Raw genomic sequence first — 23,440 nt, forward strand, 5'->3', positions numbered from 1 at the left:
AAAAAGATCATAAGGCTATCTTTGTGATAGTATCAAAACGAATGGGAAAGATTAATGACAAACAAATGTAAGAATACTCAAATTGGCTGGGCTCTATTCACTTTTAGTCTTATTGTATATCTCCTCACCTTATCCCCTACTGTTAGCTTCTGGGATTGTGGCGAATTTTTAGCATCCGCAAACAAATTAGAGGTGGGTCATCCACCAGGAGCTCCTCTCTATCTAATTATCTCGAGAGTATTTGCCTCTTTAGGGACCAATGCTCATAACTCCACGATTCTCATCAACGCAGTCTCTGCAGTCTCAAGTGCTGCAACAGTAATGTTTCTTTACTGGACGATTGTATTAATCTTAGATTCTGGATGTCTAGAGAATAAAAAGACATATAGAGCAAAACAGATCGGAGCTACTATAGGAGCATTAACCTTTGCCTTCACCGACACGTTTTGGTTTTCTGCAGTAGAGGCAGAGGTCTATGCTCTATCCAGTCTCTTTACGTCATTGGTATTTTGGTCCATTCTCAAATGGAGAGAATCTGGCGATACCATCTACTCAAGATGGATACTGCTCATATTCTACTTTATCGGCTTATCAATTGGCGTTCATTTACTCAACCTATTAGCTATTCCCGCAATTGTATTTGTCGTATATCAACACCATTATGAAGTTCGGTTTAAGAACTCTATCATAGCACTATTGATCTCTGCTGCGTTCGTTTTGTTCGTCAATTATGGAATCATTCCAGGAATTCCACTTATCACCTCTAAACTTGAATTTTTTGCTGTAAACACACTCTCATTACCAAAGCATACAGGTATCTTCATATTTATATCACTGTTTCTGTTATCGTTCATTTTCTTCAATAGATACAGTCTTTCAAGAGATAAGGTTAAGTTGAACCTTTGGTTTAACTCATTTGCATTAATCGTGTTAGGATATAGCTGCTATACCACTATTGTAGTTCGTACAGCAGCCAACCCTCCATTGAATGAAAATGCACCATCAGACATGTTTCGTCTTCAGGAGTATTTAAATAGAGAACAATACGGATCTCGACCACTGTTTTATGGCAATTATTATACTGCTCCCGTTATAGGACACAAAGAGGGTTCCCCTAAATATTTCTATGAATCAGGAAAATATGTAAAATATACAGGAAGTTACACCCCAAAATATGACCAAAGATTCAACACATTTTTCCCTAGAATGTATAGTTCTAGAGGGCAACACCCTAAAGTATATGAATCTTGGACTGATCAGAATGGGAAATGGCTAAACATTACAGAGTCGGGACTCACACGTAAGGTTTATCGTCCATCTCAAATAGATAACTTCACTTTTTTCTCTACCTACCAACTCGGCCATATGTACTTTCGTTACTTTATGTGGAACTTTGTTGGTCGTCAAAATGAGGTACAAGGATACGGTGATGCTCTTTATGGTAATTGGATAAGTGGCATTCCTGCTCTAGATAAACTAATGGTAGGAGAACAATCACTGAGACCAGATAATAAAAACACATCAAAGAGTCATAACACCTACCTCTTTCTTCCTTTAATATTGGGATTAATAGGACTTTACATCCAAGCGACAACGAAGAGTAAAGAGGCAAAAGACTTTAATCCTTTAGTTTTACTTTTCATCGCTACAGGTATTGCCATCGTAGTATACCTAAATCAAACACCTCTACAAGCGAGGGAAAGAGACTATGCTTACGTCGGTTCATTTTATACATTCTCTATATGGATTGGCTTAGGGGCATTTTATTTACTAGAGATCGCAACAAAGACAAAAAGTGTTCTTTATCTGTATATCACTGGCCTTCTTCTTTTATTAATCCCAGCTAGAGTATTGCAACAAAATTGGAATGACCATGACAGAAGCAGACGGTTTTTAGCAAAGAATATTGCAAAGAACACTTTAGCTCTCCTATCTAAAGATGCGATTCTTTTCACTTATGGAGACAACGATACATTTCCTTTATGGTATCTTCAAGAGGTACAAGATACACGCACAGACATACGAGTTTGCAACACAAGCCTATTGTCTACCAATTGGTATATAGAGCAGATGCAACGAAAGGTGTACGACTCCTCTCCTCTCCCAATAATCTTTATGAAAGGCAAAGGGGCTAAAGATATTCGTGATTATATTCCAGTTATTTCTCGCTTAGAAAAGCCTTTCTTGATTGATCCCCTTATGCACCAATGGATTGGATCCAAAGACATTCGTACTAAAGTTAAAATGCAATCAGGCAAACGCATAGATTATATACCATCTAAAACGGTTGCACTCCCTATTAACAAAAACGATATTCTAAAAGGATTTCTTAAAGATTACGTAAAGGGACAAGAGATAAAAGACACGCTTTTCATTCCACTCAAGGGAAATGGAATCATGAAAAGTGACCTAATGATTTTAAATATGCTCAGCAATTATCATTGGGAACGACCACTTGTTTTTGACCCAAGTGCCTTGGAGGGAATACAACTAGATCTAAAAAAACTAGTGCGTTTCGATGGACTAACCTACACACTAGTGCCTTTTAAATTCGACTCTACAGAAAAACTAGTCGGGCAATACAATGAGAAAAATCTCTTAGGAAATCTAAGTAAGTATCAATGGGAACAGCTCGGCGAAAAGGATGTGTTTTGGGATGATACATCTATAAGAACCTTGAAATCGGCAAAAGTAAAACAAGCTTATGCAAATACATTGGTAAAGTTGATGGAAAACAAATCCTCCGCTAGTGTAAAAACACTTTGGTTAGATTATAGAAAATATATTCTTGACACTCCTGGTATGATTGGAGATGAAGATACCCCATTTGCAGCAAAACTCCTTGATAAGGGATATACAGAAGAGGGGGAAGAGTTGATAAATAAAATTTTCAATCATTCTTATCAATGGATTCAATACTACATATCGCTGCCTGATTATCTATCAAATAGTTATCAGGATAGGGTGCAAAAGAACGTATCCACACTATCCAATTGTGTCCAGATAGTCAGACAACAAAACAATCACAGTAAACTTGAAAAAGAGTTAAACATGAAACTAGATTTGTTGATTCAAGAACTTGAATAAAATAAAAAGCGATATATGAAGATCCAAACTCCATATATCGCTTTGTTCTGTTGCTAGTAATCAAACACACTACTTTCTTGACAAAGAACGGTAATAGTTTGAAAGCCTTTTATTGTTGATTCGTGCATATACATTAGAAATATAAAGAGCAATAGACTTCTCTTTCTTAACTTTATATACGGATTTTAACTTTGTAAGTGCATAATTATAGTTCTTACCACTTTTCTTCAGCTCTTTCAAAAGAATCGCATAATTACGTCTTGTTTTATTTTTATTATAAGCATTCATCACTCGACTATAATGAGACTCTGCACGATTATAAGCATCCATAGCCATAATCTTTTTTGCATCATACGAGTTTGGATCTGATTGTAAGATTGTCTTTGCGACAGCCACAGACTTTTTCTCTTTTTTTAGACTAGTGCAAACTTTTAAGTATGCATTCAAAGCCCTCCCATCACTCTTGAAGGTTTCAGGAAGAGATGTCCACATAGAGTCTGCTTTTTCATAAAGTTCTGCTTCTACATTCAAAAAGAAATATCTCTCGCTCTTTTCTTTAGCATACTGACTATCCGAGTGCTTCATCAAATCATTAAGAACACGCATCTCGCGCGACATTTGATCCTCTTTCTTATATATCTGAGAAAGGTCGAATAACATCTCAGGATTATTAGCTCCCAAAGAGTATGCTATTTCGTAGAACTTTTTTGCTTTCTCCATATCAGCAGAGTGAGATGCAGCTCGACCCGCCATAAGATAAGTTTGTACCGGCACTTCTCCTCCATCTTTCCCTTGGGCTTCAATTAGAGACTCTGCATAAGTTAACGAAGCCCCATAATCTCCACTTACAAACGAAGTATCATATTTCTTTTGTAGTCCAGCAATAGGAGAACATTGGACAAAAGCAAGTGACATCAAGATCAGTCCAATGCAATAAACAAACAGTTTATTCATAAATAAAATATTAACATATTCAACACACATACAAAACAACCTCAAAAAAAAAGATCTACAAAGAATAATTTCACTATTCTTGATAAAAAGAATCTTTTTGAGTTCTTTGAGTTTATTAGTAATTGTAATTATTCATATTCGTCAATAAATTTTTTTATTTTCGTGGTGAGATGGTTTATCACAGAATAAACACGTCTAAACAAATTGAATAAAAATCAATCCATTATACTTTTTTATACAAAAAAGATGAAGCAATATAAATTTTACAATAAGATCATTGGATGGATCGTATTTGCAATCGCAGCAACGGTCTATCTCATGACTATAGAACCGACAGCAAGTTTTTGGGATTGTGGAGAATTTATAACCACCTCCTACAAATTAGAGGTAGGCCATCCACCAGGAGCTCCATTTTTCCTTCTCTTAGGTAGATTTTTCACCCTCTTTGCTTCAGGGCCATCCCAGGTAGCTATGATGGTTAATGCAATGTCTGCACTTGCAAGTGCTTTTACCATTCTATTTCTTTTTTGGACCATCACTCATTTGGCTAAAAATATTATTACAGGAAAAGAGACCCCTAGTAAAAGTGATATGATTGCAATATTTGGATCAGGAGCCGTTGGAGCACTAGCCTATACATTTTCTGATACTTTTTGGTTTTCTGCAGTAGAAGGAGAGGTATATGCAACTTCTTCACTGTTCACAGCAATCGTATTTTGGGCCATTCTTAAATGGGAAAATGAAGCCGATGACCCACACTCTAACAGGTGGCTTGTGTTCATCGCCTATATGATTGGACTTTCTATTGGAGTTCACCTATTGAATCTACTAGCCATTCCAGCAATTGGACTAGTTTACTACTTCAAGAAATATAAACCAACATGGAAAGGTGGAATAATTGCATTACTCATTTCAATGGTAATTTTAGGAACCATCATGTGGGGTATTATTCCAGGTGTTATCAAATTTGCTAGTTGGTTTGAACTTTTTGCAGTAAATAGTCTTGGACTACCATATAATACAGGAGTCATTCTTTACTCTATTCTTCTCATCGGAGGACTAGTATATGGAATACTATATACAACAAAAAAGGAGATGCCGTGGACAAACCTTATTCTTGTATCCACAACGGTTATTATTATCGGGTACTTCTCCTATGCAATGATCGTAATAAGATCGTCTGCAAATCCTCCAATGGATCAAAACAATCCGAATAATGTATTCTCTCTTTTAGACTATCTAAATCGTGAACAGTATGGTGATCGTCCTCTTTTCTATGGACAATATTACAACACTCCTTTAGATCAAGAGAAACCTTATAGCGATGCCAAGCCTAGCTATATACAAGAAGGAGAAAGATATAAAGAAGCGAAAGTAAGACAGTCACCAAACTATCAAAAAGGTGCTTGTACTTTCTTTCCAAGAATGTATAGCAATCAACCAGCACACGTCAATCAATATAAAAGTTGGGCAAATATCAAAGGTACTCCTGTTGCTGTAGATGGCGATAGAGGACAAAAGGAGCAGATAATGAAGCCTACTTTTGCTGAGAATCTCTCTTTCTTCTTCAAGTATCAAGTAAACTACATGTATTTCCGCTATTTTATGTGGAACTTTAGTGGTAGACAGAATGATATTCAAGGAAATGGGGGCATCACCCATGGAAACTGGATAAGTGGAATTCCATTTATCGATAATGTTCGTTTAGGTGATCAAACGAACCTTCCTTCTATTTGGAAAAACAATAGAGGTCACAATAAATATTATATGCTACCATTCCTTCTAGGCTTGCTCGGAATGTTCTTTCAATATAATAAAAGTGAAAAAGGAAAATACGATTTTGCTATAGTAATGATGCTTTTCATTATGACAGGATTGGCAATTGTGGTCTATCTTAACCAGACGCCTTTACAGCCAAGAGAGCGCGACTACGCATATGCAGGATCGTTTTATGCTTTTACTATATGGATTGGTTTAGGTGTACTTGGTCTAACAGACATACTTAAAAAAGTGGCTCCTTCCACAACAAGTGCTATCGTTGCAACCATCGCATCCCTAATATTAGTTCCAGGAATTATGGCTTCAGAGAACTGGGATGATCATGATAGATCGAATAGATATACTTGTCGAAGCACTGGATTTAACTACCTTAATACTTGTGATAAGAATGGGATTATCTTTACCAATGGAGACAACGATACATTCCCTCTTTGGTATTCACAAGATGTAGAAGGAGTTCGAACTGATATGCGTGTATGTAATTTGAGCTACCTACAAACTGATTGGTATATTGATCAGATGAAACGTAAAGCGTATGAATCAGAACCACTTCCTATAACATTTAAGAGAGAACAATATGTTTTAGGAACCAATGATTATTGTTATATATATGAACATCCTTCTTTCAAAAACCGTAGACTTGAACTTCGTCAAGTAATTGATGATTTCATCAAATCGACAAATAAAGCAACAAAGCTTCAAGATAATATCGCATTCTTCCCAACAAGAAAGCTCAAAATTACGGTGAATAAAGAACAGGTGATTGCTAGTGGACTTGTGGCAGCAAAAGACTCAGATAAAATTGTATCTCAAATAAATATTGACTTAAAAGGCAATATTATCACTAAAGATCAATTGATGCTTCTGGATATGATTGGTCACACAGATTGGAAAAGACCTTTTTATTTTGCAATCACCGTAGGTAGTGACAAATATCTAGGCCTTCAACAGTATTTCAGAACTGAAGGTTTTGCTTATCGTCTTGTTCCAATTAAGAACGAAAATATGCCATCAAACCAAGAGGAAGTAACCATGGTAGATACAGATAAAATGTACTACAATATGATGGAGAAATTCACTTGGGGAAATATGAATGATCCTAAAGTATATATTGATGAGAATAATGCTCGAATGGCAATGAATATCCGAAATAGTTTTGTTCGTTTAGCTGAAGCACTTCTTAACGATAGTACCAAAATGAATACAAATATTAATCAAGGAACCGAAATTGCAGTTCTTGACAACCGTTTAAAGGCTATCAAAGTATTGAATCGTTGTGAAGAGGTAATTCCATCTTCTAAAGTTCCTTATGATTATTTTGGTTTATTGATGGCACAATCTTACTTTAAAGCGAACTCTCATGAAGAGGCTAAAAAGATCTTCAAAGAGATGCTTATCAATTATACCGAGCAACTGAACTTCTTTACCAGTTTAAATGATAATGAAAAAGTTGCACTTCAGACAGATATCCGAAGGGCTTTATACATATTAAAAGAGATGAGTGATACAGCAAAACAGCATCACGAAGTTCAATTACAGGAGTCTATTGACACCATCTTTAATAGCTCGTTAAAAAGATTATAGTCATATATTTAAATCAAAAAAAAGACTCATACGGGACAGCATGTCTTGTATGGGTCTTTTTTATTTAAACGAAATAAAATAATCTACTTAAATAAATTGTCTACTGCTAGTTTAAGTTTCAAAAGTGCAAGAAGGGTATTATGGAATTACATAATACCCTAAACATATTAGAATCTTTATAATATACAATTTCTGAATATTCTGTCTTGCATATCAATTCCATCGATTCTAATATCTCTTATGATCATTCATTTTAGCTCCCCCCCACGAGAGTTCGAAAAATCTCATCGATGGAATAATCATAAAATACAACTACCTTCTACTAAATAGGTATATAGAGTATTGTGATAATGATATATCGAGAAAGATCATAATGATATTTCCTAAGATATAAGGGACAAATTCCAAGACTCATTACTTTGTTAAAACGCAAGATTCAAGGAATTTTCCTATCCTAAGAATAATATGAGGTTACTATAATTTTCATAATTATTTCTCCTAAAGGGTTCTACACCATCTCTGAAATCACACTATCATTATGATAAAAAATTCAAATCTGTCTACCACATAGTTGTCAAACAAGAATTATCAAGAGGTGAGGTCAAATTGACCTCACCTCTTTAGTAAAGGGGAAATCATTAGACTCATTACATTGTTGGCAAGTAAGAATCTAAAAACATTGGTAAAGTATTAATTTGAGGTTACTTCCATTTTGTTTAATAATAACTTTATACAAAGTTTAAATCATCACAAATATCGATAGATATCCTAGTCTGATTAATTATAAAATTACACATTACTCCATCTCAATGCAAACGCGATATGTGCAGATTCGAGAATCCACACAAAAACAGAAAAATCAACCATAACACAAAACACTAAACACCAATAGATTAACAGCAAAATGTCTTGATTCATACTTAAAATAACACATTGTATCAGGTCATCAAATGTCATAGCCTTTTATTCAAAAGAAACACTTCATTTTAATTTAGTGCAACATGAATAAGACAAGTTTTCACACACTATGACTGAATAAAGAGCTCAATTAGATATGCCTATTAGAAAGAGGTCAAAAACCCACTTTTTTGCATATAAAGTTAGAATCGTTACCTTTGAACCGTAATTTTACAGTTAAAGTCTATTAAACATCAAAATATTTTGGTCTGATTTTTGTTGACACTACCAATGTTTATCAACAAAAAATTGAACCATTAAGAGTGTTTGTGCATCTGCCAAACTCTCATTTGTGTATGAAATTTAAACTACAAGTACATCTACCAGATACGTTAACCAAATGGTTTCCAGAAGCCATTTGGAGAATGGAAGAAGAGGATAAGTGTTGTTACCTCACCTTTGACGACGGCCCTATTCCTGAAGTAACCCATTGGGTACTTGATCTTCTCGCACAATACGACATCAAAGCAACTTTCTTTGTTGTAGGGGAAAATGTATATAAATACCCCGATCTTTACAAAAGAATATTGGATGAAGGACATGCTATAGGAAACCATACCTATAACCACCTACAAGGATTAAAAACCCCCAATAAAGAATACTTCAAGAATGTTGAAAAGTCAGATAGACTTATTGGTTCCAATCTTTTTCGTCCACCTCATGGTTTAGTAAAAAGAAGCCAATATAGATACCTTAAGCAGAAGTATAAAATTATAATGTGGGATGTCATAAGTTGTGATTACAACAGAAACATATCCAAGATAGAAGTACTTCGAAATGTTTTAGACTTTGTAAGGCCTGGAAGTATCATCACTTTCCACGACTCTATTAAAGCAGAAGAAAACCTGAAATATGCACTTCCTTTGGCTATTCAAGCACTCAAAGGGGAAGGTTACGAATTCAAGAAAATAGAATTTCCTAAAATTAGACCTCTTTATATCAAGCCAGCTATCGACATTATCGATCGCTTGAAAGAAAGGATACGTAAAATATCACGAGCATAATCAAAAGCCACTCTGTTTTGTAAAGATTATGTGAACAATCTTTATTGCATTCGCATTATTACGATATATAAGTGAATTAAAACTAATTTTGTATAGGTGATGATCCAAAACCATCATTATTTATACTCATAACCCTAATTTCATCGTCATAATGAGAACCTTAATAATTGGCTCCGGAGGTAGAGAACATGCTATCGGATGGAAAATATCTCAAGATATTAAAAGAGACGAACTTCTTTTCCTTCCTGGAAATGCAGGTACTGCACAAATTGGACACAATATTGCAGGAGATATAATGGACTTTAATCATATCAAAGAGGTGTGCCTAGCAAATCAAGTAGAATTGGTTATTGTAGGACCAGAAAATCCTCTTTGTGAAGGAATTGTCGATACTTTTAGAAATGACAAAGACCTTCAAAAGATAGCCATTATTGGTCCTTCTAAAAAAGGTGCACAACTCGAAGGGAGTAAAGACTTTGCAAAAGAGTTTATGCAGAAATATAAGATTCCTACTGCCAGATATCAAACATTCACGAAAGAGACTCTTAAAGAAGGAAAAGCGTTCTTAAAGACACTTAATGCTCCATATGTTCTCAAAGCAGATGGACCAGCAGCAGGTAAAGGGGTCGTCATTCTAGAGAAATATGAAGAAGCAGCCGAGGAACTTACAGAAATGCTCAATGGTAAATTTGGGGCCTCCTCATCAAAAGTAGTTATCGAAGAGTTCCTTTCTGGGGTTGAATGCTCTGTTTTTGTAATAACCGATGGCAAGAACTACAAAATCTTACCCGTAGCCAAAGACTATAAGCGAATTGGAGAAGGAGACACAGGCCTCAACACAGGAGGAATGGGTGCGATATCTCCAGTACCATTTGCAGACAAACAATTTATGGACAAAGTAACCCAACAAGTGGTACTTCCTACCCTTGAAGGGATTCAAAAAGAGGACATTGATTATAAAGGCTTTATATTCTTAGGCCTCATCAATGTTTCAGGAGATCCATACGTTATTGAGTATAATGTTCGACTAGGAGACCCTGAAACGGAAGCCATCATGCTTCGTATACAAAGCAGCTTATTAGAACTACTTCAGGGAGTTGCTAATCAAACTTTGGATCAAGTCGATTACAAAGAGAATCCACAAACAGCAGCTACGGTGATGTTGGTATCCAAAGGATACCCAGAACAATACGAAAAAGGTAAAACAATAGATATTGCTCCGAATAATAATGAAGACATTGTTATTTTTCATGCAGGGACGAAAAATACAGAGAATACATTTGTAACCAATGGCGGACGTGTTATATCCGTAAGTGCAATAGGAGAAAACATGGAAGAGGTTTTGGAGAAAGCATATGCCGCAACAGAAAAAGTTTCTTATGACGGCAAATTCTATCGTAAAGATCTTGGATTCGACCTGTAGTTTTTTAATCTTCGTATAAACTCTCCATTTGGTTACTTTAATTGGTATCTAAATGGAGATTCTATCTATACTGTAAATTAAATTTGTTCCGATACCATGTTGATCCGTATACTCAAAACAGACCACTACTCCAATTTCTTTATCCTGTTTTTTACTACCATACTCTTATGGACTTCAGCATGGTTAGACCCTATCGAATTTTATTTTTTCCCTGGAGAAGCATCCATGCCCCTCTACCATCCTATTGACAATCTTTTCTTAGGAACAACATCTCTCGTTGTTGCCATTGCAGGAGCCATCATGACTTTGATAAATGCACTTTTCATATATCTGCTCAACTCAAAGTTTCTGTTTATGAAAACACGGACCTATCTACCAAGCTTTCTTTACATTGTCTTCACGAGTTCAGTAAAAGAATATAACACCTTACTCCCATCTCAATTTGCAACGTTTATTATTATTATTGGAATATATTACATATTTAAGACGTATCAATCAGAAGGTGCTATTGGCTATATATTAAAAGCATCCATTCTACTTTCACTCGCATCCCTATTTTATCTTCCGGCCATTTTATTTTTACCAATCATATGGATATCTATACTAGTTCTTCGACAGAAGTTTAATTGGCGCCATTTGGCTATCCCAATAATCGGAGTAATAATACCGTGGTACATATGTGTGTCGATATACTACTTACAAGACAACCTCTATTCTTTAAAGAATATCCTTAGGCTCAACACGCTAAGCACAAATATTTTCCTTTCTCACAAAGCGATTATATTCCAACAAGGATTCATTATTGCACTATTTGTTATTTGGGGGATACTTAGTGTAATAAGACGTTACGGACTAAAAAAAGAGGCATCTCGGAAATATCTAAATATCTTGATATGGATGATACTTTGCTCTATCTCAATCTTTTTATTGGTACCAACCTGCTCCTATGAACTAATCACAATAGCAGCAATACCATTATCATACTTAACTGCCCATATATTTCAATTTAACACCTCTAGTTTCTGGTATAATATTCTTTTCGCACTATTTGTTGCGACGATTGTAGCCTCACCATACTTTCACGTTATCACCTTATAAATGAGGGATCTCATGCAAAAATTATCACTAAATACTACATATCCAACATTAGCGATATATGGAATACAAGATTGCGTAGACAGCAAATATCCTGGTTTCATTCATGACCACAACATAGCCTTGTTTTATCAAGGAAAGGTAGAGAAGATGTTACAACTGGAACGTATATCCCGAAACAAAAGGGACAACAAATTATCACAACAGATTACTTCTCTTCTCAGAGAAGAACGACTTATTGGACAACCGCTAGACATTGTATTTGTAGATCACGAAATAGGCAGAGCTTTTATAAGTAGCGATGGACAAATTCGTTTCGAAGCACCATTACGTCAAACTCTTACTCCCTATCCTGAAAAAGGAATGCTGAGATGGTACGACACTCAAAATCAAGGATGGTGCCTCAATCATGAAATGGCTCATATTGGAACTACTCTTCCTTTTTGTGGGCAGTGGAAAGAGAACAGTTTAATGATTCATTATGACGGAGGAGCTAGCTGTTCCAATTTCAGTGTATGGAAATTTAATAACGGAAAGCTCTCTTTAGTCGATGCACATTGGAAAAACAAACGCATCACCTCTCTTCATAATGCCAATGCACTAACTTTTGCAATTGTAGGAGCCAAACAGTTTGACCAAAATTCAGTCCCAGGTAAGATAATGGGATTTGGGGCTTTTGGAGAAGATATTCCTGAAATCAGGAATTGGCTTCATCAACATAACTTCTTTAAGGATATATGGAAATCAAAAAAACTTTTCTTTCATAAGTCCAAAGAAGAGATGGGTATTGAACTCAATCATTTTGACTTACATCACCCTTTTATTCAAAACATTGCAGCTTCGATACAAGCCGAATTCGAAGAACAACTTCTACAGGATTTAAACTATTACCAAGAGAAGACAAAAACAGAAAATCTCTACTATTCAGGAGGATGTGCTCTCAACATCAAAGCAAACTCTAAAATTATCGAGTCAGGACAATTTAATGAGGTCGTTATTCCTCCTTGTTGTGAAGATTCAGGTTTGGCTCTTGGAGCAGGTGCATGGGTTGAGTATCTAAAACATGGAAAGTTATTTCAACATTCTGCATACCTTAATAATTGGGGGTTAAATTCTTCGAAAGAGCATTACTCTAAAGAACTTATACAAAAGATTGCTAAGGAAATAAATGAAGGAGCAGTATTTGCTACCTGCATTGGTAATGGAGAGGCAGGACCAAGAGCATTAGGAAACAGAAGTATTATTGCAAAAGCAAGTAGTAAATCTCTTGCCCAACGCGTCAGTGAATACCATAAAAAAAGAGAATGGTATCGACCTATTGCTCCAATTATGCTTACACGGAACGCCGTAAAAGTAAGTGAGTCCCCGATCCACTCTTTATCTAAATACATGTTACTTGACTACAAAATCAAAAGAGAGTATAGAGATAAAATGGCTGGAGTAGTTCATGTAGATCACACATCTCGAATCCAAACTATCACCCATAGGGAAGAGAATCCTTTTCTATTCGACCTATTAAAAGAGATGGAGTCCTCTTATGGAGAAATTGCACTTATCAACACCTCCTTTAACAAACAAGGTGAACCAATAGTACATTCATTTGAAGGCGCATTACACTCCGCAAAAAAACTAGAAATAGATGGTGTTATTGGAAATAGTCGACTAACGTTAATTGATCTTTAAGAAAAGAGAAATAAGTGGTAGCCTCCCCCAAAACATAGAACAATTAAGCTACATTTATAGTGCCTTTTAACCAAAACACCTTTTTTTAAACACATTGTTTAAAAATCAACTAAATGACCACAGCTCCCAAAACCTCGCTGTGGTCATTTTTATTTTTACCCCACAACCTCAGGTTTACATATTTCACAATATATCTCAAACTACTCTTTTAGGAGCATAAAAAACACTTTATCCCATCTCTTATATCTCTTTAAAATAGATCTATTTTCGACCATTTACCAATGTAAAGAATCGACCATTATTCAATAGAGTTCAAAAAAATACAAAATAATCATTACGAACTGTAACTATTCGCATACTTTGAGCGTCTAATAGGATGTATAACACAGACAATCAAACAGACGAAATATGCTTAGATTGAACAATATTCACAAATCTTATCCTACAGGTGACACTTTTTTACATGTGTTAAAAGGGATCAATCTCCACATCCGTGAAGGAGAGTTTGTCTCCATTATGGGATCTTCTGGGTCCGGAAAATCTACACTCCTAAACGTTCTTGGTATTCTAGATAATTATGATGAAGGAGAGTATCATCTCAACAATACTTTAGTAAAAGATCTATCAGAAAATGATGCGGCTGACTTTAGAAATCATACGATTGGTTTTGTATTCCAATCATTCAATTTAATCTCTTTTAAGACAGCATTAGAAAATGTTGCACTTCCTCTTTATTATCAGGGTATAAGTAGAAAAAAAAGAAATAAAATTGCGTTAGAGTATCTTGACAAGGTAGGATTAGCACCATGGGCAGACCATCTTCCGAATCAGCTATCTGGAGGACAGAAACAACGTGTCGCAATAGCAAGAGCTCTAATTACACAACCCAAAGTAATTTTAGCAGATGAGCCGACGGGTGCTTTAGACACAAGCACCTCTTATGAAGTGATGGAACTCCTAAAGGATATCAACAACCAAGGAATTACGGTAATTATCGTAACTCACGAGCAAGACATTGCAGAGATCACCAAAAAGATCATCTACCTAAAAGATGGATTAATTGATCATATTCAAGATAATACTCTTGTTAAAGAAAACCAAACTCTATGAAATCACTCTTTGATATAGATGCGTGGCAAGAGATCTTTATAACAATCCAGAAAAACAAATTAAGATCTTTTTTAACCAGTTTCTCTATTGCATGGGGAATATTTATGCTCATGATTCTTCTTGGATCAGGTAATGGACTTCAGAACGGATCGGCAAGTATGTTTGAGGATCAAGCAAAAAACACCATTTGGGTATGGTCATATAGAACGAGTAAAGCGTTCAAAGGTTATCCCAAAGGACGAAGGATTAATTTAGATAACAAAGACTATCATATCATAAACAATGAGGTCGGAAATATCAAAAAATCCACTGCAATTAACTATGTAGGGTCTGTCACGATAGCTTACAAATCTGAATATTGTAATGCCTCATTAAAATCGTGCTATCCAGCAATGAAGGATATTGATAAGTTGGATGTAACGGATGGGCGTTTCATTAATGAGATGGATATTAAACAAAAGCGAAAGGTCGTCGTTCTTACGAACAAAGAGGTGGCTTCACTTTTTAAAAAAAGAGATCCATTATCGAAGAATGTTATTATTGCAGGGATACCTTTTCGAGTGGTTGGAATAATCAAAGGAAAGAATGAAGATACTGAACCACTAATTCCATTAACCACCCAACAATTTGTATTCGGAAAGAGCAGTAATGTCAATGATATTGCCTTAATCACAAAGGATATCACTTTAGACGAGTCTAAAAAGGTAGAGTCGGATATACGAACACGGATGGCACACAAATACGAATTTGATCCTAAAGATACTCGTGCACTTGGCACCTATAATAATTTTGAAGACTACAAAAGAACCATGCAGATATTCTCTGGAATTAAATTCTTTATCTGGATTATCGGATTTGGAACATTAATGGCAGGGGTTGTTGGTGTAAGTAATATCATGCTTATCATTGTGAAAGAGCGGACTCGAGAGATTGGAATACGAAAAGCACTTGGGGCAAAACCTAGAAGTATCATCGCATTAATCCTTCAGGAGTCGATATTTCTGACCACACTAGCAGGTTTTATTGGAATGGCACTAGGAGCAGGAACCATGAAATTAGTAACCCTTATTATGAAGTGGCAGAATATTGAGAGTGAAACTTTCGTCAACCCGACTGTAGACATCAGTATTGCCATCTCTGCAACGATTGTACTAGTTATCGCTGGGGTCATTGCTGGTTATATTCCTGCAAGAAAAGCTGCAAAAGTAAGCCCAATTGAAGCACTTAGATATGAATAGTAGAAACAAAAAGATAGAACATGTTCGATATAGATAAATGGAAAGAGATATGGGCTGTACTCTCCCGAAACAAGCTTCGTACTTTTTTGACTGCTCTCGGAGTCTTTTGGGGTGTCTTTATGTTAGTGGTTATGATTGGTGCTGGCTATGGATTCGAAAGAGGCATATTTGGTCAGATTGATGGAGTAGCTACCAATTCCGCATTTATGTGGTCACAAAGCACCACAAAGCCTTATAGCGGTCTCAAAAAAGGTCGATATTGGAATATTGATATCAATGATGTCAATATCATTTCAAAGAATGTGAAGAATATTAAATATTTAGCCCCTAAGTTACGATTAAACAAGAAGTTCACCGATGGGATGAATATTTACTATAAAGAGAAAAAGGGGAACTACTCTATCTCTGCAGAGATGCCAGTTTACCAAGAGATTGACCCCTTTAAGATTGTTAATGGACGTTTCATCAATGAATTTGATATTAAACAGAATAGAAAAGTATGTGTCATAGGTAAAACGGTAGCAAAGGATCTTTTTGGTCGAAAAGAATCTCCTATTGGCAAATTTGTAAATATTGTCGGAGTCTACTTCCGTGTGATAGGGGTGGTAGATGCTGTGACTCAAATGAGTTTTGGTCCTCGTAAAGATAAATCCATATATCTTCCTTTCACCACAACTCAGGTTGCTTACAATTTAGGTATTAACATTAACTTTTTTGTCCTCACGGCCAAAGACGGTGTAGATGTTGAGCCAGTGAGCAAAGAGGTGGCACAAATACTTCGTAAAAGACATAAAGTCGATCCCACAGATGAAGAGGCAGTAGGTTCTTTTAACCTACAAAAGGAGATGAAGAAGTTTAGCAACTTAATGACAGGAATTAAAGTACTTATCTGGATTGTAGGAATTGGAACACTCCTAGCTGGAGCCATTGGAATTAGTAATATTATGCTGGTCGTTGTAAAAGAGCGGACCCAAGAAATTGGAATACGTAGGGCTTTAGGTGCACGAACCCATCAAATATCCTCACAGTTAATCCTTGAAAGTGCTGTCATCACAACCATTGCTGGGCTCCTAGGGATTATGCTCGGAACACTTGTCCTCGGAGGCGTAAGTACTGTCATGGCAAGTAATCCTGAAATTTCCTTTATGTCTAATATGGTAATTCAATTTGATCTAGCCATCTACTCCCTATTGATGATTATTGTAATTGGAATACTAGCGGGAATCATCCCTGCACAAAAAGCACTATCAATTAGACCAATTGAAGCATTAAGAACAGAATAATAGAAAATACATAGATACCATTGTTATGAAAAAAGTTATCAAAATAGTCCTAATAATTCTTGTTGTACTTGGGGTCTTCGGCACATTCATGTACATATACCAAAAATCTCAACCAAAGCAGGAGAATTATGAAAAAATAGAAGTGAAGCGCGACACGATCATAATCAACACCATTGCGACAGGTGCAGTAGTTCCGAAAAAAGAGATTGCGATCAAACCTCAAATTGCAGGTATTATCAGTAAGATCTATGTAGAGGCTGGAGATACTGTGAAGCAGGGAGATGTGATTGCCAAGGTTAAGATTATTCCTGACATGGTGAGTCTGAACAATGCGAAATCACGTATTAAGAGAGCACAGATTGATCTAGAGATGGCTAAAAATAACCATGAAAGAAATGACAAACTCTTTAAAAAAGGGATTATATCTGAGGCAACAAATGTTCAAACAGAACGCAGTTATAAATCAGCTAAAGAGGAGTTAAAGGCAGCTAAAGACAACTTAGACCTTATCAAAGAAGGGGTAACGAAATCGAGTATCACCCAAACAAATACCTTGATTCGTTCTACTATCACAGGTATGGTACTAGATGTACCTATCAAAGAGGGTAACTCTGTAATCCAAAGTAACTCCTTTAATGACGGAACAACCATTGCTACTGTAGCCGATATGAGGGATATGATCTTCGAAGGAAATATCGACGAAACAGAAGTTGGAAAAGTCAAATTGGGTATGCCGATGAAACTAACTATTGGTGCGATGAGCGAAGAGAAGTTTGATGCAAAAATCACGCATATCTCTCCTAAAGGAACCAATAATGGAGGTGCAGTACAATTTAAGATAAAAGGTACTATTGCTCTTGTTCCTGGTCAATTTATTCGTGCTGGATATAGTGCTAATGCAAGTATTGAAGTGGAGCGTAAAGAGAATATCCTTACTATTCCTGAATCGACAATATTCTTCGAAAATGACTCCAGTTATGTATGGATCACGAAAAAAGATGCAGAAGAAGTAACTTATGATAAGACAAACGTTTCTTTAGGTCTTTCTGATGGTATCAATGTAGAGGTCACCAAAGGGATTAAAGAAGGGGAAGAGATTAGAGGAAACAAAAAATAAGGGTGTAACTCGTAGATAACTAAAGACATTACATAATGAATGAGATATATAGAAGAGGGATGCTTTGTTTACTAGCACTGGGCATCTATAGTGGTGCTTTTGCACAGGACTCCACCACCCAAAAATGGAGCCTAGAGCAGTGCATTCAACACTCACTCGACCACAACACAGACTTAAAAAAGCAGAATTTAGCCATCGAAGTAGCAGACAATAATTTGGAGACAAATAAACTTTCTGCACTCCCTTCTCTATCGGCTGGAATCAACAATACCACCTCTTGGGGACGTACACTTGGAAACGAGAACACTTATGTCGACCGTAACTCGAACTCTACGGGATTTAATGTGAATGCCAATGTACGTCTATATCAAGGAGGAGCTTTGAAAAATCAAACCAAAGCAGCCAAACTAGATGTAGCGTATCAGAAAGAGATGCTAGAGGTAAACCAATCCAACTTGACCATCCAAGTAACCCAAGCATATCTAAATATATTGGTTTCACAAGAACTTCTAGATCTTACCAAAGAACAAACTGCAATCACTCGTAAACAACTAGAGATTACAAGAGCGAAGGTAGAGGCTGGCTCTATCGACAAAGGGCCCCTATTAGAGTTAGAAGCCCAACTTGCGAACAATATTTCAGAAGAGGTGACTAATCAAAACAACTTTGAACTTGCAACCCTAAGGTTGGCTCAGATGTTAGAACTAGAAGACCCTTCAGTCCTACAAATACAGAATCCAGAATTGGCAACTGTAAGAGCACAGATGCAACTAAATGGGGCGGAGATGTATTACCAGAGTGCCCTTACTTTAAGACCTGAGATTAAAGCGGCAAATACCATGATCGAAAGAGGTAATGCTAGTGCAAAGGCTGCCAAAGGGGGACTATATCCAACAATTAGTGCGGGTGCAAACTACTCTAATGGATACTACCACTACTCTGGAACTGACAATGCTAGTTTTCAAGACCAGATGAAAGGCAATGCACGTCAAAGTGTAAATGTCAATCTATCTATTCCTATCTTCAATGGGAAAAGAGCAAAGAACAGCTATAAGAACGCCAAGATACAAGTGATGCAATCTAAGATTGACATGATTAAGGCAGAGAAGCAATTACGTTCTGATGTTACCACTGCATTGACGCAAGCCAAGGGAGCACAACAGAAGTATCAATCGGCTACAGTACAAGTGAAGACAAGCAAAGAATCATTTGATTTCTCACAAGAGAAGTTCAACGAAGGAGCCATGGATGTATACAACTACAATCAAGCAAAAAACTCTTTCATTCGTGCTAAATCACAAAAAATACAAGCAAAATATGAGTTTATCTTTAAAACCAAAGTATTAGATTTCTACATTGGCAAAGAGATTAAACTATAATCAATGTTTGTTCTACATATAGTGAATATAAAAGGAGCCAATTAGGCTCCTTTTTTTATTTGTATACGACCATATTATGGTATTCTCAAATAATAAGATTAGACAAGGCAGTACCTACTCTCTACGACAGAAGCACGATGAAGTGAATATTACAGCCCTTCGACAAGCTCAGGGACCATTCAGCAACAGGGTTCAAACAATATAAATAAAAAGAAATTATTAAAAGAAGTAGTCGACTCTATGACGTTGTTTCGTAAGTTTATTTAAATTTATTGAATCGAATCACCACGTCAATCAAATAAAACTCGATACCAATAATATATAATTTGCATAGCTCTGATACTCCTAGACAAGGCAGTGTCTTGTCTCTAACGCTGAAGCAACACTCTTACTCTTGATATCGATAGATTATATTACAGCCCTTCGACAAGCTCAGGGACCATTCAGCAACAGCATACGAAGCGACAGATTGCAAAACAACAGATTACCATACAACGTTGTGCAGACAATATAGATAGTAACAAATTAGAAGAAATAGTCGGCTCTATGACGTCGCCTACGATATCTACTTCGTCTACCTGAAGGGATATCATAACTGACCATGATCTCATGCGTACTTGGCAACGTGGTCACATCTTTCAAGGAGGTCATATCGTAAGCATACCCCAGTCTCAACTGGTCCGTCATATTAAACTGCATACTCATTCCATAAGTATTTCTAGAGGTATACATCAAACCTGCAGTAAAATTGTCTCTATAGGTAACCATCACATGAAGATCCACTCCAGTACTTGTATTTTTAATATACTGAACCATGGTAGCCAGCTTCATCACCATATCCCGATCCATTCTGAATTTATATGCACCCAAGAAATATATATGCATCATATCCTTGCTGATAGAGGTAGTGGTAATCTCCTCTAAAGTGACACGACTTTGAATCAACTTAGGAACAGAAATTCCAATTAAGAACTTTGGATCACGATACATGATACCCAATCCAAAGTTTGGTAATATCTTATTGGTTTGATCACTCATAAAGACAGGGTCATCTTTCGACTCTCCAATCCCCTCAATATTTGCAGAAAATAGATTAAAACCTCCGGAAATACCAAAACTAAGAAAACGACCTCGCCTATAATCCAAGAAGAGATGGTAGGCATAGTCTACATAAAAACCTGTTTGTGTAATCGGACCATATCGATCATACACAATACGCCCTCCAAATCCCATCTGGTTATTCATATAAGGCATTGTAAAAGCAGTTGTCATCGACATGGGTGCTCCCTCAAATCCAGTCCACTGCATACGCGTAAGCAACTTAATATTCATGGCATCTTGGGCACCAACATAAGCTGGATTGATCGTAGCCAAGTTATTCAGATACTGAGTAAAGAGGGGATCCTCTTGTGCAGATAGCTTTAAGCTAAAAAGAAAGACACAAAGAGTCAATAGAAGCGATTTAAAACACCTATTACATCCTCTTAATATATTTGTCACTATTCTCATAAAAGCCCTTTTAAACACATCTATCTGCTTATATAAACATACCCCTTCTTCACAGGATATTTGTCTGTTTTCAAAATATAGTAATACGTACCAGGATTCACTTCAGAACCCTTGTTCTGTCCCTCTGTAGCAATACCATCCCACCACGAAGTCTCTCCATCCAATCCATAACGATTGTTTTGGTATACCAAGTCTCCAAAACGGTTATAAATATGAATCTCCGACTTCTCACATGCGGTGATGGCTTTCACTCTAAAACGATCATTGATACCATCATTGTTTGGAGAGAAACCACGCACTACAGTCAAGTGACCTGCTTTGGTTAGAATCTTCACAAATTCAGTAGAACAGTTTCCTAGTAGGTCACAAATTTCATACTCAAACTGATCCTCTCCAATATAGTATTCATCCGGTGTATAACGAATCAAGTTTTTAGATATATACTCGGCCTTACCATGTAGTGGTTTGTTATAGATCTTCAGAGAGGTTGTATCCATATCGTTCTCCAAGTCATAATCATTATTCAACACCTGGAAATCAACATACTCCATCTCTCTTGTCGTTCCAATATCCTCTTTGGTAATCGGAGCGGTACCATTAGAGATCACATCATACTCCACTTCGCTCTTACAGCCATTGCGATCCACCACTCTTAGCACATAGGTTCCTGCATTATAAACGATTAATTTAGACGGATCCGTCGCATCCACTTTGCCCTTTGCATCAGCTTCAGGATCTTTGTTCGACCAGAAATAGAGAAGGTTATTCCCTACCGAACTGCTTCCATCTAACACAATCCACGAATCAGGGAGTACCTTGCTAGCTCCTTCCACACGTACTTCAGGCTCTGGGTCAATCACCACATCCTTCTCTTCACGATCTCGAGAACCATCTTTATCTACCACTTCCAACCATACTTTGACAGTACCAGTGGTATTTCCTTTGATAAAGCTCACCTTCGATTGGTATGGATTACTAAAATACTTTTTAGGTCCCCATTCATAGCGAAGATGTTCCCCGCTAGATTTAGAACCATCAAGCTCTATAGTCTCCTCGCAACTACCCATAAAGGCATTTCTAAAGCCATCTTGTTTGCTTGCAATAATCTTTGCTTGGGTAACCATACCCACCTCTACTACGATCGTAGTGGTCTCCCCCAAACAGCCATTATTTCGTTCTGTAGGGGTCACACTGATCTCATAGGTTCCATCATTATAGAAATAGATTAGTTCAGTAGTCTCGTTATCAGAAGTGATCTTATAATTCATATCCTTCCCTTCCAAGGTGCGAATACTCCACTTATAAGTATACGAAAGTTCTGCTACCGCCGCCTTAAAACGATGCACCGATCCTCTCAAAACAGTGACATCAGGAGTGGGCGTCTGTGCACGACCAACTCCTAGTGTGACTATCCAAAGGATACACAAGGTCCATATTTTAAAACAAGATAATTTCAAACTTCTACGTTATTAATCATTTAATTACTACTCCACAATGGTAATCTTACCAGCACGTGGACGTTTTTTCACTAAGAAAGTGGCACGACGTTTCGACGCATCCACTGCAACAGGCAAACCATTCTGTGTAGTCACCCCTAAAATATCAACCACATACTCGTGGTCTGTCTCAAAATCTGACTTTGGAAATTTGATCACCAACTCCGTAGCATCATGCTCCACCAATATCTCTTGGGTTCGAACCTCCGAACCACTATCTGACATTCGTACCTTAACTCGCAAAGGATAGTATGATTTAAAGTGAGTCGACTTTGGCTCAATATGTTTTTTAATAGGAATCAATAGTGGCACTTCGTCTTCGAATGAAGTCGAACAAGCTTCTCTATCCGAAACAGTAAAACCCAAGTTCATATCATTTACAATCACCTGAACCATGGTAATTCTACTATTCAAACATCCTGCCTCTTCTGTGTCGATACGAAGCACATACTTCCCCTGCTTCATAAACATACAAGAAGCTACAGAGAGCTTCGATGAACCCAAAAACTTCGCTTCATCAGAAGAAGAGGCAGTAGAAATCATGCTATAACCAGCGTAAAGGGTCCAGTTATAGCTTCTATCTACCACCTCATCCATACTAAAACTCTGTATCTCCCCTTCATAGAGGTACAAAGACTCCTGTCCCCACACTTTCGTGGAGACATTACAAAAGCACCACATCAAAAGCAATGGGTAAATATGTCGAAGTCTTCTATACATTAATTCGTTTTAGTAAACAATA

General features: G+C 36.7%; 15 protein-coding genes. 11 read left to right on the forward strand and 4 right to left on the reverse strand.

Features of this window, described 5'->3' with window-relative positions; translation table 11 throughout:
- Positions 1–54 precede the first annotated feature (54 nt).
- Positions 55–3,087, forward strand: a complete 3,033-nt coding sequence (locus K4L44_14405; protein QZE13740.1) for a DUF2723 domain-containing protein — start codon at positions 55–57, stop codon at positions 3,085–3,087.
- A gap of 69 nt (positions 3,088–3,156) precedes the next feature.
- Here K4L44_14405 and K4L44_14410 read toward each other — a convergent pair whose 3' ends face one another.
- Positions 3,157–4,041 carry a hypothetical protein gene (locus K4L44_14410; protein ID QZE13741.1) on the reverse strand — a complete coding sequence of 295 codons (885 nt, stop codon included), beginning with the start codon at positions 4,039–4,041 and terminating at the stop codon, positions 3,157–3,159.
- Positions 4,042–4,287: 246 nt separating this feature from the next.
- Between K4L44_14410 and K4L44_14415 the strand changes: the two genes are divergently transcribed.
- From K4L44_14415 to K4L44_14460, 10 genes are all read left to right on the forward strand, one after another.
- Positions 4,288–7,404, forward strand: coding sequence for a DUF2723 domain-containing protein (locus K4L44_14415; GenBank protein QZE13742.1), 3,117 nt, complete (start codon positions 4,288–4,290; stop codon positions 7,402–7,404).
- 1,253 nt (positions 7,405–8,657) lie between these two features.
- On the forward strand, positions 8,658–9,365 hold the full coding sequence (locus K4L44_14420; protein ID QZE13743.1) for a polysaccharide deacetylase family protein: 708 nt from the start codon (positions 8,658–8,660) through the stop codon (positions 9,363–9,365).
- A gap of 151 nt (positions 9,366–9,516) precedes the next feature.
- Positions 9,517–10,788, forward strand: a complete 1,272-nt coding sequence (gene purD / locus K4L44_14425; GenBank protein QZE13744.1) for a phosphoribosylamine--glycine ligase — start codon at positions 9,517–9,519, stop codon at positions 10,786–10,788.
- Positions 10,789–10,884: 96 nt separating this feature from the next.
- Positions 10,885–11,886 carry a hypothetical protein gene (locus K4L44_14430; GenBank protein ID QZE13745.1) on the forward strand — a complete coding sequence of 334 codons (1,002 nt, stop codon included), beginning with the start codon at positions 10,885–10,887 and terminating at the stop codon, positions 11,884–11,886.
- 12 nt (positions 11,887–11,898) lie between these two features.
- Entirely contained in the window at positions 11,899–13,566 is a 1,668-nt protein-coding gene (locus K4L44_14435; GenBank protein QZE13746.1) for a hypothetical protein, read from the forward strand.
- Between the two features lie 408 nt (positions 13,567–13,974).
- Positions 13,975–14,676 (forward strand): ABC transporter ATP-binding protein, encoded by a 702-nt coding sequence (locus K4L44_14440; GenBank protein QZE13747.1) that lies wholly within the window; start codon positions 13,975–13,977, stop codon positions 14,674–14,676.
- Positions 14,673–15,914, forward strand: a complete 1,242-nt coding sequence (locus K4L44_14445) for an ABC transporter permease (protein ID QZE13748.1) — start codon at positions 14,673–14,675, stop codon at positions 15,912–15,914. The genes K4L44_14440 and K4L44_14445 overlap by 4 nt, the downstream gene beginning before the upstream one ends.
- A gap of 20 nt (positions 15,915–15,934) precedes the next feature.
- Positions 15,935–17,197 carry an ABC transporter permease gene (locus K4L44_14450; GenBank protein ID QZE13749.1) on the forward strand — a complete coding sequence of 421 codons (1,263 nt, stop codon included), beginning with the start codon at positions 15,935–15,937 and terminating at the stop codon, positions 17,195–17,197.
- A 25-nt stretch (positions 17,198–17,222) separates the two neighbouring features.
- Positions 17,223–18,314: an efflux RND transporter periplasmic adaptor subunit gene (locus K4L44_14455; GenBank protein ID QZE13750.1), complete on the forward strand. Its 1,092-nt coding sequence runs from the start codon at positions 17,223–17,225 to the stop codon at positions 18,312–18,314.
- A 35-nt stretch (positions 18,315–18,349) separates the two neighbouring features.
- A complete protein-coding gene (locus tag K4L44_14460) occupies positions 18,350–19,693 on the forward strand; it encodes a TolC family protein (protein QZE13751.1) in 1,344 nt (447 codons plus the stop codon).
- A 525-nt stretch (positions 19,694–20,218) separates the two neighbouring features.
- Here the strand turns inward: K4L44_14460 and K4L44_14465 are convergent.
- The 3 genes from K4L44_14465 to K4L44_14475 are packed head-to-tail and all read right to left on the reverse strand — an operon-like array spanning position 20,219 to position 23,418.
- Entirely contained in the window at positions 20,219–21,202 is a 984-nt protein-coding gene (locus tag K4L44_14465; GenBank protein ID QZE13752.1) for a type IX secretion system membrane protein PorP/SprF, read from the reverse strand.
- A gap of 20 nt (positions 21,203–21,222) precedes the next feature.
- The gene (locus tag K4L44_14470) at positions 21,223–22,659 is read right to left on the reverse strand and encodes a gliding motility-associated C-terminal domain-containing protein (protein ID QZE13753.1); all 1,437 of its coding nucleotides are present in this window, start codon (positions 22,657–22,659) and stop codon (positions 21,223–21,225) included.
- A gap of 27 nt (positions 22,660–22,686) precedes the next feature.
- A complete protein-coding gene (locus K4L44_14475) occupies positions 22,687–23,418 on the reverse strand; it encodes a hypothetical protein (protein QZE13754.1) in 732 nt (243 codons plus the stop codon).
- Between the last annotated feature and the right edge of the window lie 22 nt (positions 23,419–23,440).

The sequence above is a fragment of the Prolixibacteraceae bacterium genome (assembly GCA_019720755.1).
Lineage (GTDB): Bacteria > Bacteroidota > Bacteroidia > Bacteroidales > Prolixibacteraceae > Halosquirtibacter > Halosquirtibacter laminarini.

Coding starts and splice junctions, on each gene's coding strand:
- K4L44_14445 (QZE13748.1), top strand. CDS start 14,673: ATGAAATCACTCTTTGATATAGATGCGTGGCAAGAGATCTTTATAACA.
- K4L44_14435 (QZE13746.1), top strand. CDS start 11,899: ATGCAAAAATTATCACTAAATACTACATATCCAACATTAGCGATATAT.
- K4L44_14405 (QZE13740.1), top strand. CDS start 55: ATGACAAACAAATGTAAGAATACTCAAATTGGCTGGGCTCTATTCACT.
- K4L44_14440 (QZE13747.1), top strand. CDS start 13,975: ATGCTTAGATTGAACAATATTCACAAATCTTATCCTACAGGTGACACT.
- K4L44_14460 (QZE13751.1), top strand. CDS start 18,350: ATGAATGAGATATATAGAAGAGGGATGCTTTGTTTACTAGCACTGGGC.
- K4L44_14410 (QZE13741.1), bottom strand. CDS start 4,041: ATGAATAAACTGTTTGTTTATTGCATTGGACTGATCTTGATGTCACTT.
- K4L44_14430 (QZE13745.1), top strand. CDS start 10,885: ATGTTGATCCGTATACTCAAAACAGACCACTACTCCAATTTCTTTATC.
- K4L44_14450 (QZE13749.1), top strand. CDS start 15,935: ATGTTCGATATAGATAAATGGAAAGAGATATGGGCTGTACTCTCCCGA.
- K4L44_14465 (QZE13752.1), bottom strand. CDS start 21,202: ATGAGAATAGTGACAAATATATTAAGAGGATGTAATAGGTGTTTTAAA.
- K4L44_14475 (QZE13754.1), bottom strand. CDS start 23,418: ATGTATAGAAGACTTCGACATATTTACCCATTGCTTTTGATGTGGTGC.
- K4L44_14415 (QZE13742.1), top strand. CDS start 4,288: ATGAAGCAATATAAATTTTACAATAAGATCATTGGATGGATCGTATTT.
- K4L44_14420 (QZE13743.1), top strand. CDS start 8,658: ATGAAATTTAAACTACAAGTACATCTACCAGATACGTTAACCAAATGG.
- purD (QZE13744.1), top strand. CDS start 9,517: ATGAGAACCTTAATAATTGGCTCCGGAGGTAGAGAACATGCTATCGGA.
- K4L44_14455 (QZE13750.1), top strand. CDS start 17,223: ATGAAAAAAGTTATCAAAATAGTCCTAATAATTCTTGTTGTACTTGGG.